The sequence below is a fragment of the Clostridium puniceum genome (assembly GCF_002006345.1).
Taxonomy (GTDB): domain Bacteria; phylum Bacillota; class Clostridia; order Clostridiales; family Clostridiaceae; genus Clostridium; species Clostridium puniceum.
In genome coordinates, this window is the sequence record NZ_LZZM01000240.1 from 1 (window position 1) to 16,919 (window position 16,919).

The window sequence follows — 16,919 nt, forward strand, 5'->3', positions numbered from 1 at the left end:
CGCTAGAAGGATTTAATAGGCAAATCCGTAAATATACTAAGGCAAGAACTATATTCCCAACAGATCAATCTTTAAGCAAATGTGTATATTTAGCGACTATGGAAATTATAGAAAAATGGACTCAACCTACACCAAATTGGGGTAGAACTTTAGCAGAATTATCAATAATATTCGCTGAACAATTAAATGATGAACTAGCTTAACAGCTTGTACTTTTTTGTAAAATCTATGTATAATATTTGATTTATTACTAATACTATAAGTGAATATAAAACATATTTTTAGTATTTACTAAAAATAAAAAAATATTACCAGAAAACAAAATTTCCAGTAATATTTTAATGATAAATGTGTTAATAACACAAAACTATCTAGAGTCCCTTTCAAAATAAATATTTGTAAATTTTTATGAATAAACTCACCTATGCTAAACAATATTATTAGCATGAGGTGAGTTTTTATTTATCACTACCTTTTCTTAATACACTTTCCAAGTTCCATTATCGTATATCATTTTACTTTCCTTACTTAATTTATACCCTCTTTTTCCTGAGCCTGGTACTTGATTTTTTCCATCAGTGAATATTACATATGCGTCTTCCCATCCATCTGGCAATGTATAACTGTATAAATCATTTCCTTCTGATTTCATTTCCACTCCTGGCCATTTCGCTACCTCTTTTACAGAATTTTGAGTGTCATCATAAATATATGTTTTTAGTTTTCCCCAACCTTGTGGCTTTCGGCAATATACAGTAGCTGCTTTAGTTTTTTCCTTTTTGGTATAAGTGTAACTCTTTATATCACTTTTCTTTCCGTCTGTTACTTTTAATGTAATAGTAATTTTATCATTAACTAGAGCATCCTTTCCTATAGTTATTACATCTCCATCCTTGTAATTCACTTCTGTTCCACCATCTATTGAATATGTTGATGATGTACTGTTTTTTGCTCGTAATGTAAGAGATAAAGAATCAGTAAAATCACAGCTTTCTTTTGATATTGAAGCTTGTGGATTATTTTCAATCACATAGTTTTTCCAATCTCCACTATCATAAATCATAGTACTTCCATTGTCTAAACTAAACCCTATTTGTCCTGATCCAGGTATTTGATTATTCCCATCATTAAATATCACTTTTGCATCGCTAAAACCTTTTGGTAAAGAATATCTATATAAATCATTTCCTTCTGATTTCATTTCTACTCCTGGCCATTTTGTTACTTCATTTATAGTTCCATCACTTTCGCTATAAATGTATACTTTTGGTGTTCCAAAGTTTGCTGGTTTCTTAAGGTATACATTTGATACAAAATTAGGATCTTTTTTAGTATATGTGTAAGTTTGTGTTGCACTTCCATCAGAATTTGAAGCCTTTACTGTAATGGTTGTTGCACTTTCATAAGCTAGATTTTCACCTATTGTTATTACATCTTCATTTTTGAAAGCTTTTTCAGCTTCTCCATTAATACTATAAGTTCCAGTATCTGCTCCACTTACATTTAAACTTAATTTTAATGTATCTTCATAGTATTTCTTTGAACCTGGATTAACGCCTACATCTGGAGTATTATCTGCTTTTTCAATTAAAATAACTCCGTTTTTATCAGCAGTAAAAGTAGCTTTTCCATTTACTACTGTAGTAATTGCTCCAGTATAAGCATCTCTTACTTTAGACCCATCACTAAATGTATTTGATACGTTTACATTTGTATCCCCAGATGCTCCTATAGCACATACAACTTTATCTGCTACACCGTCTTTATTATACGTTCTTCCAAATGTATATGGATTACTGCTTAAATCTATATTTATACCGGCTCCTACAGCTAAGTGCTTATTTCTAAATTGACCCAGTTTTTGCCAATGTGCAAGAATAGTTAAAGCTTTTCCATTTGAATTATTAAGATCACTCCAATTCATAAATGTACGATATGTCTGATCTGTATAATTACTTGAGAATCTATCTGTCCAGCTTAAAGGTCTAGCCGTTTCATCTCCATAAAATATTTGTACTGTTCCTGGTGCAAGTAATAATGATGTTCCTCCATAAATTAAATTATCTCTATTATATAATTTATCGTCATGTGATGATATATAACTTAATACGTCAAAATTATCATCATCATTAACTTTACTTAATGCATTATATTTAGCTTTAATATTTGAAGCACTAACATCCTTAAAGGTAAAGTTAATCATTGAACTAAATCCACCTTGAGTATAAAATGCATCCTTATTAACTCCATGTCCCCATGATTCTCCTACTGTCCAAAATTCTGCATTAGGATCAAGTACTTTATCTGGATTATTCGATTTGTATTCATCAAAGGCTACTCTTGCTTCCTTATTTAAAGATGCCCATGAATCAAGATCAACTTGATTTGCAGTATCACATCTAAATCCATCTATTCCGTAATTTCTAATATAATCTGTTAACCATTTTATAACATAGTTTCTTGGTATCCTTTTTAAATTTCTCTTTTCAAAGAAGGAATTTAGACTAGCCATTTCTTTATCATATCTACCTTCTTTTTTCCACTTGGTCTCTAGTAACGGTGGCAATCCTATTTCTGTTGTACTTTCAGTTTTAATATCTGGAAGTCCAGCAAGACAGTCTGTCCACCCTGCACCTTCTGAAGTTTTAGGATATCCTGCATATCCAACAGATGCTCTTACAAAACCTGTTCCCCACCATTTAGTACTCCATTTTGAATCATCTAAATTATAATAGTTTTTTCCTTCTATAGCTCCTCCTACAAGGTCTTTTAATGGTCCATAATAATATTTTTCCCATCCTGATGCTAGTCCTCCAAATCCATATTCATTTGCATCCTTCATAGTAGCATATCCTACATGATTTAATACAATATCCATTACTACACGTATTCCTTTTGAATGAGCTGTATCAACAAATGTTTTTAAATCATCAGCAGTTCCCATATTAGCATCTATATTGCTATAATCTAAAGCCCAATAGCCATGATATGAATAATATGGAAACCCCTTTCCGTTATTTTGTGCATTACCTCCATCATCGTTTCCAGAAGTAAAGCCATGAATTTGTTCATAAGGTGCAGTAATCCAAATTGCATTTACACCTAAGTTTGTAAAATATCCATCGTTAACTTTTTGAGTTAACCCTTTTAAATCTCCCCCTTGAAAAGCGCCTGGATTGTTAGTGTAGCCCGCTTGTACATTTCCATTTTGATCTAATCCACGCCCATAAGAATGATCATTACTTGTATCTCCATTATTGAATCTATCTGTTAATTCAAAGTATACGGTAGCATTTTTCCATGCAAACGGTTTCTTTAGATTCGAGTCTTTAGCGCTTGGTTCAGAATATTTTACTGACCCATCATTATCAATATTCACTTTTAGAATATTTTGTGTGCTACTATTAGTTAATTTACCTACATCACCTATACTAGCACTAACCATTGTAGTACTAAATAAAGTAGCCAAAAATACAGCTGATGCTACAAAATTCTGAATTTTTTTTGATTTCATATTACCTCTTCCTTTACCATAAATTCATATTAATGCAATCGCTTGCAAAATCAAAAAAACACCTCCTTTACATAATACATACTTAAAAGGCACAATATTTTTATCGAACCTTTAATTATAGTTTACTCTTTTTTGGTTTTATTGTCAATATTGACCAAATCAATTATAATTATGTACATCTTTTCTCTTTATTACTCTAAAGAACTGTATTTCATGAGATGCGGAAAAAGTAAAATTTTTAACCAAAAGTTTTAAATTTTAGATTTTGTTTTATCCACTTGAAAAAAGCTCTATTTTTCAACGTTTTTTATATAGAAATGCGATTTCTTCACTAAAAAGATGATCAATATTATTTGAAAACTGCCTGTCCTATATAAAAAAGTATCCACAAATTTCATTGCAGATACTCTCCCTTATACTTAAATTTACTTTTCTTTCTACTCCTCATTCACTCTCCATCAACTTATCTATTTATATTAAGCCTTTTGTTAATTAATGTCCCGCAACTCTCCTACCCTGCTATTCATCCACTAATCTATATCCAACTCCAACCTCTGTATAAATATACTGTGGTTCAGCTGGATTCTTTTCTATTTTTCTTCTAAGGCTTGCCATAAACACTCTTAGGGATTGAGTTTCACTTGCTGTTGTGGAAGTCCATATTTCCTGGGTTATAAAGTTATGAGTTAGCACCTTTCCTGAATACTTACAGAGAAGTACCATAATTTTATATTCTATAGGTGTTAAATGTATATCTTCGTTATTTATTCTCACTTTTCTTTTATTAAAATCAACAACTAAATCTTTGACCTTAAAAATTTCTATATCTTCTCTTAGATTACTATTTACCATGCTATGTCTTAAGGCTACTCTAACTCTAGCTAATAATTCTCCAATTCCAAAAGGTTTTGTTAAATAATCATCTGCACCCTTATCTAAAGCTTCTATTTTCTGTCTTTCATTTTCTCTTGCTGAAACTATTATTATAGGAATTTTTGACCATTCTCTAACGCTTGTGATAACATTAATTCCATCCATATCTGGAAGTCCTAAATCTAATATTATTAAGTCGGGTTTATGTGACATTGAAAGTGCAATGCCTTCCATTCCTTTGTCAGTTTCAATAAAATTAAATCCTTGTGCCTTTAAAGCTGCTATTATAAAATTTCTTATAGGCTTATCATCTTCCACAACAAGAATATGTGGCTTATTGTCCATTAACATCTTCCTCCTTTGGAATATCAAATTTAAAAATAGCTCCTTCTTTGTTGTTTTTGTTATGAGCACTAATTACTCCACCATGTGCTTCTACTATTGATCTGCAAATTGCAAGACCTAATCCAACTCCCCGTCTGGAATCTGATATTTTATCTCCATTAGTAAAAAATCTATTAAATATATGTGGCAATATATCTTCTGATATTCCTGTGCCATTATCAATCACTTCAAAAATAACATTTTTCTTATCCTCATAAACTTTCACTTCAATCAAGGAACCTTTCGGAGTAAACTTAATAGCATTGTCAAATAGATTTATGAGCACTTGTTCAATTAAACTTCCATCCATTGGAACCATTATGACCTCATCTGGAACTGTCACTTTTATTTTATGATCTTTAAAGCGTTTTGAAGTCCTTTGAACTGCTTCATACACTACTTCTTCAACTAATTCCATATCCTTCTTAATTTTAATGCTGCCTCCATCAAACCTTGTCATACTAAGTAAATTTTCTACTAATCTTATAAGCCATTCAGTATCCTCATAAACACCTTGAAGCAGTTCTCCTTTAGTTTTTTCTGATATAAGATTACCTGTCTCAATTATAGTACTCACCGCACCTTTAATCCCTGCAAGGGGACTCCTTAAATCATGGGAAATCGACCTTAATAGATTGCTTCTAAGTCTTTCGCTTTCAATTTCTAAATTAGATTTCTTTTGAGTTTCAGCTAAGATTTCTCTATCTAGTGCAATGTAGATTTGACTAGCTACGGTTTCAAAAATAAATTTTTGCTCTGGCTTTAAAGTTCCATTAATGCATGAAACACCTAGTACTCCTAATATTCTTCCATGGCTTTTTAAAGGCATATAATATCCTTTTGCTCCATAAAAGGTATCAGTTCCCGAACCTGATTCCTTATCATTTAAAAATGTCCAATAAGCAACAGCTTCTTCATCTTTATTTAATAAAGATCTGTCTTTTTCCCCTTTAGTCGCAGTATAAATAAATGGAGTTGAAAATTTATTATCTTGTTCTAAATAACAGATAATAGTTCTTTCTAATAACCTTGACAAGTATTTTATTCCTATACCTACAACATCTGAAGTACCAGTTGCACTCAACAATTTTTTACTTACTCTATATAAATTTCTTGTTCTATTTTCTCTTTGAGAAGAATTAAGTGCTTCCCTTTGTATTTTATTTGTAAGGGTACCAATTGTAAAAGTTACTATGAGCATTATTGGAAAGGTTACTAAATAACTTTTGTCATACATCTCCAAGGAATATAGCGGCACTGTAAAAAGGTAATTAAATAAAAATATACTTATAATTGACCAAATAAAACCTAAAATATATCCTCTTGTTTTTATGTTTACTATAATAACCCCTAAGATAAAAATCATAATTATATTAGTATCCTTAAAGCCTAAATAATCAATACATAAAGAAATTATTATAGTACTCAGCATGATTAAACTGGATATTAAAATTTCTTTCTTTGATACATTAAATTTTAGCTTTTTATTTTTTATCGTATATTTTTTATCGTTATGATAAGTTGCATTTGGTATAACATAAACATCTATATAGGAATTAGATTCCATAAGTTTATCAACTATATCTCTAGCATAAAAATGAAATAAGTTATTTGGTTTTTTATGATTTTTACCTATAATAATTTTCGTTACGTTTCTAAATTTTGCATATTCAATTATCTGCTCAATAATATTATCGCTATACACAGTTACTACTTCTCCACCTAACTGCTCAGCTAAAGCAAAATTTGCATTTAATCTTTCTCTATCTTCCTTACTTAAATTTCTTGAATTTGTTGTTTCAACATAAAAGGCTATCCATTTTGAATGATGTGCTTCTGCCATTCTTGTAGCTGTTCTTATAACTCTGGAAGATGAGGGTGATGGAGATATACAAGCAAGTATTGCATCTGATATTGGCATCACATTTATCTGGCCTTTTGACAATCTTACACTTTCAACTTCATAATTTACCCTATCAGCAGTTCGTCTCAAAGCAATTTCTCTAAGGGCAAATAGATTATTTTTAGTAAAAAAGTTATTAAAAGCTTTTCTTGTCTGCTCCTTGCTATAAACTTTTCCATCACTAAATCTGTTAAGAAGTTCATCAGGTTCAATATCGATTAATTCTACTTTATCTGCCTCATCAAATATATTATCTGGAATTGTTTCTCTTACAGCAATATGGGTTATACTTTCAACTATATCATTTAAACTTTCAATATGCTGAACATTTAAAGTTGTATAAACATTTATTCCAGCTTCTAAAAGTTCCTCTATATCCTGCCATCTTTTTCTATGTCTTTGGGTAGCTGCATTAGTATGAGCAAGTTCATCTACTAATATTATCTGCGGTTTTCTAGCAAGGGCTTTATCTAAATCAAATTCTTTTAAAGTTATTCCTTTATAATTAATAGTTTTAACACCAATATCTTCAATTCCCTTTACTAAAGCCATAGTTTCTGGTCTTGCATGAGGTTCAATATATCCAATAACTATATCTTTGCCTAACTTTTTCATATCATGGCCTTGCATGAGCATTTCATAACTTTTACCTACTCCTGCTGCATATCCAAAAAAAATCTTTAACTTTCCTCTTGAAGCTTCATTTTCTTCTCTTTTTATTTGATTTAAAAGATACTCTGGATTTGGTCTTTCTTGTATATCTATTTAAATCACTCCTTACCTTTACTTAATTTTATGCTCTCTCTATTATTTGCATTTTATAACAGTTATTTCGACATATCAATATTTATAGAAAAGTTAAAGGGTTAGAGATTTATTTATCATTGTAAATTATATAGTTATTGATAATAATATAAAAGAAATGTTATTCTTACTTTCTATATTCTACAATTAGAACTTTACAGGGACATAAATTTTATAAAAACTATTTTTTAACATATATATTATCCTATTTTTGAGTAAACACACTCTTTACCTTCTGTTAGATAATTATGAAATTCTATATTACTCCCTTTAACTTTTCCTTCTAAACTTTCAACTCTCAAATAATTTTCTTTATCCTTATCAAAATTTATTTCTATTTCATTATCTTTTATAGTATATTTCCCATAGGTGTAAAACACATCTTTATAAAAACTGTTTATAATTGTACACTTACCATTTGAGCTAAGTTCTAAAATTGTATTATTGGAATCTTTGTATTTTCCTGTATATGAATCATTGTTATGGTTTGCTATAACAATACTAATTATTATAAAAACTAAAAGTATAGAAATTATCTTTTTCATAGTAAATCTCCTTATTCTATGAATGTGAAATGAGTTTAAAACTTAAATCATTTCTTATTCAAAATTGAGGCTATTTCAATATTAACCTTCAATACATTTACTCTTGGTTCTCCAAACACCCCCAAAGTTCTTCCTTCAGTATATTTATCAAGGATTGCTTTAAGGTCACCTTCGCTTATTCCTGAACCTTTTGAAACTGCTGGTATCTGAATTTCGGCCGCTTTAGGACTTATATCTGGGTCAAGACCAGAACCTGAGCTTGTAAGCAAATCAGTTGGAATATCCTCTTTTTTAACACTTGGATTAGTTTCTAAAAAGCTGTCTATATCTTTTTCAACTCTTTCTTTGAGAGCTTCATTAGAAGGTGCTAAATTTTGAGAACCTGAGCCTACTCCAGCATACGCTGATTTTCCACTTTCATCTAGTTTTGTATCCTTTTCTGTATAAGTGTTATAATTTACAGCCGAAACTCTCCCTTTAAAAAATTTTGCAGCTGTAAAATTTTGTCCTAGCAGCTCTGAGCCAACTTCTTTTCCATCAACTGTAATCAAGCTTCCATTAGCTTTTTTATTAAATATTAATTGGCTTACTCCTGTCATAAAAAGAGGATATATAAGCCCACAAAGTATCATTAAAGTTATACTTACGAAAATAGCTTTTTTAATTATTTTCATATAAAAATCTCCTTTTTCCGTGAAATGCACACTATTAATTTATTTTGAACCATACAAGGATTTTTAATAATACATTTTTCGTAAACTACAAACCTTCAAAAATAATCTACTTTTTAAGGATGCCTGTAGCTTTCCTCCTAAACAATTAACTCTTAACCAAGTGGAATCATATGTTGATTCCACTCCTCAACTGTTAATTCTTAACTGCTTCTAACCTATATTAAGAATCCTAACTAGTGGGGTAATAACAACGTCAATCACCTTAATTCCTATAAATGGAACAAGCATTCCTCCACCACCAAAAATCAGCATATTTCTAAGCAGCATAGTTTCTGCTTTCATAGGTTTATACTTTACCCCCTTCATAGCTATTGGTATAAGTAGTGGTATTATTACTGCATTAAATATAAGAGCTGAAAGTATTGCACTATAGGGTGTTGAAAGCCTCATTACATTCATAATCTGCATTTCAGGTATAGCTACAGTAAAAATAGCTGGGATGATTGCAAAGTATTTAGCTACATCATTAGCTATACTAAAAGTAGTTAAAGCTCCCCTTGTTATTAAAAGCTGTTTTCCTATTTCAACTACTTCAAGAATCTTTGTAGGATCTGAATCTAAATCCACCATATTTGCTGCTTCTTTAGCTGCTGTAGTACCACTATTCATTGCAAGTCCTACATCTGCTTGTGCTAGGGCTGGTGCATCATTAGTTCCATCTCCAGTCATGGCTACAATTTTGCCTTGTTCTTGTTCTTTTTTAATTGCAGCAATTTTATCTTCTGGTTTACATTCAGCTATAAATTCATCTACACCAGCTTCTTTAGCAATAGTTGCAGCCGTTAAAGGATTATCCCCTGTACACATAACTGTTTTAATACCAATTTCTCTAAGTCTTTGGAATCTTTCTACAAGACCTGGCTTAACAGTATCTTTAAGATATATAACACCATATATTTTATCATTAACACAAACTACAAGAGGTGTTCCTCCTAGTTTTGAAACTCCATTTACTGCATCTTCTAAATCATTTGGAATTTTTCCTCCAAGTTCTTTTATTCTATTTTTTATAGAATCAGAAGCTCCTTTTCTTACCTTCAACCCATTTTGTAAATCTATTCCACTCATTCTTGTTTGCGCTGTAAACTCAATAAAGCCTAAAGCTTTATACTCTTCTTCCTCTACATTTGAACCTAATTTTTTTCCAAGGTCAACTATTGATTTTCCCTCTGGTGTATCATCTTTTAAAGAACATATTACAGCATAATTTATTAACTCCAGCTTATCTGAATTTCCAACGGGTATAAATTCTGCTGCAAGTCTATTACCAAAGGTTATTGTTCCTGTCTTATCAAGAAGCATTGTATCAACATCACCACAAGCTTCTACTGCCTTCCCTGACATTGCAATAACATTAAATTTTGTTACTCTATCCATCCCTGCAATACCAATAGCTGATAATAAACCTCCAATAGTTGTAGGTATTAAACATACAAGGAGTGCAATTAAAGTAGAAATATAAATTGCAATTCCTGAATAATTAGCCATTGGATAAAGTGCAACTATTACTATAAGAAATATAATTGTTAAACTTACAAGTATAGTGTTTAGAGCAATTTCATTGGGAGTTTTTTGTCTTGAGGCTCCTTCAACAAGAGAAATCATTTTATCTAGGAAAGATTCACCTGGCACTGCTGTTATCTCTAGCTTTAACCAGTCACTTACAACTTTTGTTCCGCCTGTAACTGATGCAAAATCCCCACCACGCTCCTTCATAACAGGTGCTGATTCACCTGTTATAGCTGATTCATCTACAGAAGCTATTCCATCTATAACTTCACCATCATTTGGAATTATATCTCCATTTTCAACTAAAACTACATCTCCTCTTTTTAATTCATTTGCATTTATAATTTTAGTAGTCCCATTAGGATTTAAAAGTTTTGCTACAGTATCCTTGCGCATTTTCTTTAAATTTTCAGCTTGAGCTTTACCTCTACCTTCAGCTACTGCTTCTGCAAAATTTGCAAAAAGTACTGTTATAAGAAGTATTATTGTTACGATTAAGTTGTATATTCGTAAGTTACTGCCTTGATCACCAAATAAACTTGGTACAAAGGTAAGTAATAGTGTTATAACAAAACCTACTTCTACTACAAACATAACTGGATTTTTTATCATATATTTAGGATTTAATTTTTTAAAAGCTTCTATAATCGCTTCATTTAATATCTCTTTTGTAATAAATTTAGCTTCTCTTTTTTTATCACTCATAATATTTTCTCCCTGCCTTATAATTTACTAATAACCAAGATTTTTGCCATAGCTAAGTTCACTAATATCCCCTCTTTAGATTGACTCTAAGTATCACTAGAGGTTCATATCATTATGCCCTTTAAGATACATTATTGAATTCTTGAGGTTACATTGTGGCTCTTTAAGTTATACCGTTGCCCTTTAGATTACATTGTGATCCTTTAAACTACATTGTGACTCTTTAGGTCATAAGTTCGATTAAAGTTCAGCTGGCAATCAACCCTCATCTAAATTAAGTTTTAATTAAATTAATGCCACAGTGTTAGATGCTCTGCTATTGGCCCAAGGGCTATTGCAGGCAAAAAGGTTAAGGCTCCAATTATTAAAACAATAGCAATTAAGGTTACTGTAAACATTGTGTTATCTGTTCTAAAGGTTCCTGCTGTTGTTGGTATACTTCTTTTAGCAGCTAAAGCTCCTGCTACTGAAAGAAGAATTATTATGGATAAATATCTTCCATAAAACATAGCTAAGCCTGTTGTAGTATTCCAAAATAACGTATTATCTGATAGTCCTTCAAAGCCAGAACCATTATTGGCAGCTGAGGAGGTAAATTGATAAACTACTTGAGTTAGTCCATGGAAACCTGAATTTGATATACCCGCTAACCCTTGTGGAACTACTAAAGCTAAGGCTGAAAACATTAATATTAAAAATGGATGAATTATTATAGCCAAGGCTATGAGCTTAATTTCCTTTCCTTCAAGCTTTTTTGATAAAAATTCTGGTGTTCTTCCAACCATAAGTCCGCATAAGAAAACCGTAAGGATTGCATACATCATCATGTTCATAAAACCTACGCCTTTTCCACCGAATACCACATTAAGCATCATATTCATAAGAGCAACTGCTCCTCCTATAGGGGTTAAGGAATCATGCATATTATTAACCGTTCCTGTTGTAAAGGCTGTAGTTACTGTTGTAAATAATGCAGATTGTCCTATTCCAAACCTTACTTCTTTCCCTTCCATATTACCCATTAGTTGATTTAAACCCACATGTGCTAAAGCTGGATTTCCTGCTTTTTCTGCATAATAGCATATTGGAAGTGCTATTATGAAGATTCCAGCCATTGCACCAAATATTGCCCACCCTTGTTTTTTATTTTTTAACATTAAGCCAAAGGTATAAACTAATGCTCCTGGCAGCAGCATCATAGATAATAGTTCAATTAAATTTGATATAGGTGTAGGATTTTCAAAGGGATGAGCTGAGTTTGCTCCAAAGAAACCACCACCGTTTGTTCCTAAATGTTTTATAGCTTCAAGGGCAGCTACAGGTCCCATTGCTATATCCTGCATTTTTCCTTCTATTGTAGTAACGGTTTTAGTTCCTGAAAGAGTTTGTGGTACACCTTGACTCACTAAAAGAATTCCTACTATTATTGAAAGTGGTAATAACACTCTTGTAATAATTCTTATTAAATCTACAAAAAAATTTCCCATTGTTTTCTTTCCAATTACTCCTCTCATAAAAGCCAAAGCTGCCGCAAAGCCTGTTGCTGCTGAAGTAAACATCATGAATATAATAACTATCATTTGACTTAAATGAGAAAGTCCAGATTCTCCACTATAATCTTGAAGATTTGTGTTTGTCATAAAACTTATAATTGTATTAAAAGATAAGCTTTGTTCCATTCCATCTATTTTATTTGGATTTAAAAATAGAAACCCTTGAGTTCTAAGTATTATATATCCTATAAATATCATAACTGCATTTACTGCTATGATAGAAAACACATATTCCTTCCAATTCATTTCTTCCTCTTTATTTATCCTGCATACTTTATAAATAAAATTATCCACAATATTAAAAAACTTGTCCCCAATCATCCTTTGATTAGTGCTCACATTATATAAATACTTTCCAAGTGGTATTATGATTATCATAAAAAGTAGTAAAGACATTATTATTTGTAACCATTCCATAAATTATTCCTCCTGTTTTAACCTCTTACTATCAATACTAAAATTTTTCTGGATTAAATAGTACATAGCTTAAATATCCAAAAAGTAAAACTATAATTGTAACTAATATCCCCATATACATTCCTCCATTAAGCATATTCAAAGAAATAAACAAGTCAGTAAGTATGCTAATCTATTTTCTTCCATAAACATTATTTCTTTTATTTATTAACTTGCTTTTCACACCAATTAGTAAAAAATATAACAGAACAAAACCCTAAAATTAATAATGCAAAAAATACAATATCAAACACTGTTCTTCTCCCTTCAAGATTTATCTTTTAGGCACATGAAAATAAATACCAAATCTAAAGTTGCCATGGATATTTTTGATTGTACCTTATACTTGAATAATACTACTTACAGTGTAAAGATTGGATTAAACTATTTCTATTTGTATAAAGATTTTATAAAGATTTTCAATATGATATAAAAGATTTCATTATAGATGAGCTAGCATTAGAATTTTCTAGTAAAGTGTTGATGATTTTTATAAGTATATGAACAGAAGTGTTGATGATTTATTGTAACTTCAAAAGTATTAAGATAAATTCTTTTAATTTAGAACTTAATGTGTAGGAAGTACGTAGTAATTAGTGAAAAATTGATCTTTAAAAATTAAATAATGGGATATTTATAATATATTTTATAAGTGATTTGCAATACAAAGTATATAACCTGACAAATTGAATGCAAAGCAGCATTGTGTTAAAATGTTTAGTGTAGTTAATTTAGTATAAAATAAATGACAGTTACCTTCCTTGTCAAAATAGTATTTTATTTATTTTATAAATTTAGGAGGTGTATACAGTGAAAAGACATGAATATTTTTATCTTCCATAATCTAGATAATTAATTAAATTGACCCACTATAAATAATGATATATATATAATATTAAATTAAGCTTGTTTATAAAATGGAGTCAATTGGAAAATTTTATATTTATAAAGAAATATTTAGATTTTATTGGGAGGTAACTATATGAATATAAAAAATAAAAGTTTAGTGGAGATTCATTTATCAGTTTTTTTATTTGGTTTATCAGGCTTGTTTGGAAAAGTGTTATCATTGCCATCAATAATAATTGTTCTTGGAAGAGTTTTCTTTTCAAGTATTTTTTTATTGATTATTATCTTTTATTTAAAAAAGGATATGAAGCTAAAACAAAAAAAGCATTATTTTTATTTAGCAATAATGGGAGGTATTTTAGCGATACATTGGAGCACTTTTTTTATGTCTATACAGATGTCAACAGTAGCAATAGGATTACTTACATTTTCAACCTTTCCTGTTTTTGTTACATTTTTTGAACCATATTTCTTTAAAGAGAAAATTAAGTTATCAGATATTGTGGTTGCAATTATTACATTTTTAGGAGTAGTGCTTGTTATTCCAAAGTTCGAACTCGGAAATAATCTAACTCAAGGCGTTATTTGGGGCGTGGTATCTGGTTTTACTTATGCAATTCTATCAATGCTTAATAGAAAATATGTAAAAGAATATCCAAGTTCAATAATTGCCTTTTATGAGCAATTAGTTGCAACTGTCGTATTAATCCCTTTTTTGTTTTTACAAGAATATACTTTTAATCTTAGGGAGATATTATTACTAATTATATTAGGCATAGTTTTTACTGGGATTTCTCACTTATTATTCATAAATGGTTTAAGAAACATTAAGACACAGACAGCAGGTATTATATCAAGCCTTGAACCAGTCTACGGTATTATTTTTGCTGCTTTATTGTTAAGAGAAATACCAACTTTAAGAGAAGCATTGGGCGGAATCATTATTTTAGGGACTGTTTTTTATTCAACTATCAAATCTAAATAATTAATATTATTGTTTATAAATGTTCTAATTTAAATACGAATATATTATAAAACATCGTACTGTTTAAGAAATGAACCGAGCCCTACCTAATCTACGGAATTCCGTTCAATTTCATAAAAATGCTTTTATCTACTAAACTACTATTTAGTCAGTAATATTTATTTCTATTGTTGTAAATTAATCTAAATTATAAATGTTGAACACTTGTTTCTTTAATTTGTAGAGAAGGTGAAATTATGGAAATATTTTTATGTATGCATCCAAAAAATCGCTTATCCTCTGTGCAAATATAAAATTAATATTGTACAGAGGAGTGTATATTAAATGAATAGATTAAATAAACCAGTTATTACGAAAGAAACAATCAAAGCAATGGAAGATATGTCATTTTTCACTCATGCTAAGATTTTTGATGATTTGCTAATTGTTGCACAAAAAGAAACAAATTGTTTTGTGTTAAAAACGAGTGATGGGTTGATAGTTATAGATGCTATTTGGCCGGTAAAAAAAGCTTTTGAGGCAATAGTGGATGCGATTAAAAATGTAGGGTGGAATCCTGATACAATAAAAAAGCTGATTTTGACTCATGGACATGTTGATCATACAGGATGTGGGAGATGGTTTGTTGAGAAATACCATGTTGATACATACCTTTCTAAAGTAGATGATATTTTTTGGGGAGAACATCCAACTAAGCCTGATAGACCGGAAACGTGGAAAGATTACAAAATTGATGTTTATGTTCAGGATGGCGACACCATAACATTGGGTGACAAAACAATATATGTTTACGGTACTCCTGGTCATACTCCGGGAGGATTAAGCTACATATTCCCTGTAAAAGAAGATGGAGAAATTCATATGGCAGCATTATGGGGTGGTACGACACCACCGTGGACAAAGAATAAAGCGAAACAATATCTCAAGTCATTAGATTACTTTATTAGTGAAGCAATGCGTAAAAAAGTAGATGTGGCGTTAAGTAATCATACAGCTGTAGATAATGGCTTGGAACGTATTATGTATTCAAGAACAAGAATGGACTATATGCCTAATATTTATATTATTGGACAAGATGGATTTCAAAATTATTGTCAGGTATTTCGAACATTGAGTTATGAAATATTGAAAAGATTATAAGTATAACAACAAGTCAATAAAGTTAAATTTATAAGCAAATAGATGTTTTTAATATCACATTATTCAAAACAATACATGAATAGTGTGATATTTTTTTATTACATAATACTACTAATGAGGAAGTACGTAGTGAAGTGAAGAATGCGGAACAATTAGATAATCCAATATATACAGTTCTAGCAAACCTAAGCCAATTCATTACCAGCAACCTCCAAGAAAAACTCATAGCTATTTATGGATTTTCACAAATGGGAAATACAAAGCGATACATACAAAATATGCTATAATAAGGATATATTTATGAAAATTAGGAATGAGAACAAAACATAAAGGAGAAATATTAATGATTTATATTATTAGTTATGCAATCGGATGGATATTAAGCATTATATATAACTTGTTGAATCCATCACAAGGTTTTATTTATAATGCATGTCTAATTCAATTAGTATTTACAGTGGGATTTTTCGGTATAGTCAATTTTATTGGACATGTTATTGTCAGAGAAAAGGTTGCTAAAACAATAGGATGGGTTTCAAACGGGTTTCAAATTGAACTTGGAATTGTTTCATTAGGAATAGGCATATCGGGTATATTATGCTATTGGATTAGAGATGGATTTTGGATAGCTACAGTTATTCCATTTTCTACTTTTTTATTTGGAGCAGCTATTTTACACATTAAAGAAATTATAAAATTAAGAAACTTTAATCCTGGCAATGTAATAATAATCATACCAGATATTATTATGCCTTTAACATTAATCATATTATTACTACTAAAATGAAGTTAATTACTATAATAGTGCATTTTTACTTGAATAATTTTACAGTTGAATAAAAAAACAGATTCTTAGGCTATTTTTAATGACTCAAAAATTTCTTCTATCGGCGTACCGCTTGCGGCAGCTTTGTAAATATATATTACTTTGGATTTTTCTAAATCTTTCTTAGCAGCTTTATATC

The 16,919-nt window shown here is 30.2% G+C and carries 13 protein-coding genes; 5 read left to right on the top strand and 8 right to left on the bottom strand.

Annotated elements, in window-relative coordinates; all coding sequences use genetic code 11:
* Positions 1 to 203: transposase (locus CLPUN_RS26025; RefSeq protein ID WP_143329016.1), on the top strand; the 203-nt coding region annotated here is incomplete at its 5' end.
* A 275-nt stretch (positions 204 to 478) separates the two neighbouring features.
* Here CLPUN_RS26025 and CLPUN_RS26030 read toward each other — a convergent pair.
* From CLPUN_RS26030 to kdpF, 8 genes are all read right to left on the bottom strand, one after another.
* Positions 479 to 3,514 carry a starch-binding protein gene (locus tag CLPUN_RS26030; RefSeq protein WP_077850098.1) on the bottom strand — a complete coding sequence of 1,012 codons (3,036 nt, stop codon included), beginning with the start codon at positions 3,512 to 3,514 and terminating at the stop codon, positions 479 to 481.
* A gap of 519 nt (positions 3,515 to 4,033) precedes the next feature.
* Positions 4,034 to 4,732: a response regulator gene (locus tag CLPUN_RS26035; protein WP_077850099.1), complete on the bottom strand. Its 699-nt coding sequence runs from the start codon at positions 4,730 to 4,732 to the stop codon at positions 4,034 to 4,036.
* Complete coding sequence (locus CLPUN_RS26040) at positions 4,722 to 7,439, bottom strand: sensor histidine kinase (RefSeq protein ID WP_077850100.1); 2,718 nt, start codon at positions 7,437 to 7,439, stop codon at positions 4,722 to 4,724. The genes CLPUN_RS26035 and CLPUN_RS26040 overlap by 11 nt, the downstream gene beginning before the upstream one ends.
* 239 nt (positions 7,440 to 7,678) lie before the next feature.
* Positions 7,679 to 8,023, bottom strand: a complete 345-nt coding sequence (locus CLPUN_RS26045; protein WP_077850101.1) for a hypothetical protein — start codon at positions 8,021 to 8,023, stop codon at positions 7,679 to 7,681.
* A gap of 47 nt (positions 8,024 to 8,070) precedes the next feature.
* Positions 8,071 to 8,697: a K(+)-transporting ATPase subunit C gene (locus tag CLPUN_RS26050; protein WP_077850102.1), complete on the bottom strand. Its 627-nt coding sequence runs from the start codon at positions 8,695 to 8,697 to the stop codon at positions 8,071 to 8,073.
* 210 nt (positions 8,698 to 8,907) lie between these two features.
* On the bottom strand, positions 8,908 to 10,971 hold the full coding sequence (kdpB, locus tag CLPUN_RS26055) for a potassium-transporting ATPase subunit KdpB (RefSeq protein ID WP_077850103.1): 2,064 nt from the start codon (positions 10,969 to 10,971) through the stop codon (positions 8,908 to 8,910).
* Positions 10,972 to 11,261: 290 nt separating this feature from the next.
* Positions 11,262 to 12,941 carry a potassium-transporting ATPase subunit KdpA gene (kdpA, locus tag CLPUN_RS26060; RefSeq protein ID WP_077850104.1) on the bottom strand — a complete coding sequence of 560 codons (1,680 nt, stop codon included), beginning with the start codon at positions 12,939 to 12,941 and terminating at the stop codon, positions 11,262 to 11,264.
* Between the two features lie 37 nt (positions 12,942 to 12,978).
* A complete protein-coding gene (gene kdpF / locus CLPUN_RS29775; RefSeq protein WP_423237324.1) occupies positions 12,979 to 13,077 on the bottom strand; it encodes a K(+)-transporting ATPase subunit F in 99 nt (32 codons plus the stop codon).
* An 885-nt stretch (positions 13,078 to 13,962) separates the two neighbouring features.
* Between kdpF and CLPUN_RS26070 the strand changes: the two genes are divergently transcribed.
* The 4 genes from CLPUN_RS26070 to CLPUN_RS26080 all read left to right on the top strand — a co-directional run bounded on the left by CLPUN_RS26070 (position 13,963) and on the right by CLPUN_RS26080 (position 16,741).
* Complete coding sequence (locus CLPUN_RS26070; RefSeq protein ID WP_077850106.1) at positions 13,963 to 14,814, top strand: DMT family transporter; 852 nt, start codon at positions 13,963 to 13,965, stop codon at positions 14,812 to 14,814.
* A 324-nt stretch (positions 14,815 to 15,138) separates the two neighbouring features.
* Entirely contained in the window at positions 15,139 to 15,954 is an 816-nt protein-coding gene (locus tag CLPUN_RS26075; protein WP_077850107.1) for an MBL fold metallo-hydrolase, read from the top strand.
* Between the two features lie 134 nt (positions 15,955 to 16,088).
* Positions 16,089 to 16,241 carry a hypothetical protein gene (locus CLPUN_RS27880; RefSeq protein ID WP_158078845.1) on the top strand — a complete coding sequence of 51 codons (153 nt, stop codon included), beginning with the start codon at positions 16,089 to 16,091 and terminating at the stop codon, positions 16,239 to 16,241.
* A 56-nt stretch (positions 16,242 to 16,297) separates the two neighbouring features.
* Entirely contained in the window at positions 16,298 to 16,741 is a 444-nt protein-coding gene (locus CLPUN_RS26080; RefSeq protein ID WP_077850108.1) for a DUF6790 family protein, read from the top strand.
* Positions 16,742 to 16,919 lie beyond the last annotated feature (178 nt).

Excerpts from the sequence above, each read along its gene's own strand:
- CLPUN_RS26030 (WP_077850098.1), bottom strand. The coding sequence starts at position 3,514 with ATGAAATCAAAAAAAATTCAGAATTTTGTAGCATCAGCTGTATTTTTG.
- CLPUN_RS26035 (WP_077850099.1), bottom strand. The coding sequence starts at position 4,732 with ATGGACAATAAGCCACATATTCTTGTTGTGGAAGATGATAAGCCTATA.
- CLPUN_RS26045 (WP_077850101.1), bottom strand. The coding sequence starts at position 8,023 with ATGAAAAAGATAATTTCTATACTTTTAGTTTTTATAATAATTAGTATT.
- CLPUN_RS26050 (WP_077850102.1), bottom strand. The coding sequence starts at position 8,697 with ATGAAAATAATTAAAAAAGCTATTTTCGTAAGTATAACTTTAATGATA.
- kdpB (WP_077850103.1), bottom strand. The coding sequence starts at position 10,971 with ATGAGTGATAAAAAAAGAGAAGCTAAATTTATTACAAAAGAGATATTA.
- kdpA (WP_077850104.1), bottom strand. The coding sequence starts at position 12,941 with ATGGAATGGTTACAAATAATAATGTCTTTACTACTTTTTATGATAATC.
- kdpF (WP_423237324.1), bottom strand. The coding sequence starts at position 13,077 with ATGCTTAATGGAGGAATGTATATGGGGATATTAGTTACAATTATAGTT.
- CLPUN_RS26070 (WP_077850106.1), top strand. The coding sequence starts at position 13,963 with ATGAATATAAAAAATAAAAGTTTAGTGGAGATTCATTTATCAGTTTTT.
- CLPUN_RS26075 (WP_077850107.1), top strand. The coding sequence starts at position 15,139 with ATGAATAGATTAAATAAACCAGTTATTACGAAAGAAACAATCAAAGCA.
- CLPUN_RS26080 (WP_077850108.1), top strand. The coding sequence starts at position 16,298 with ATGATTTATATTATTAGTTATGCAATCGGATGGATATTAAGCATTATA.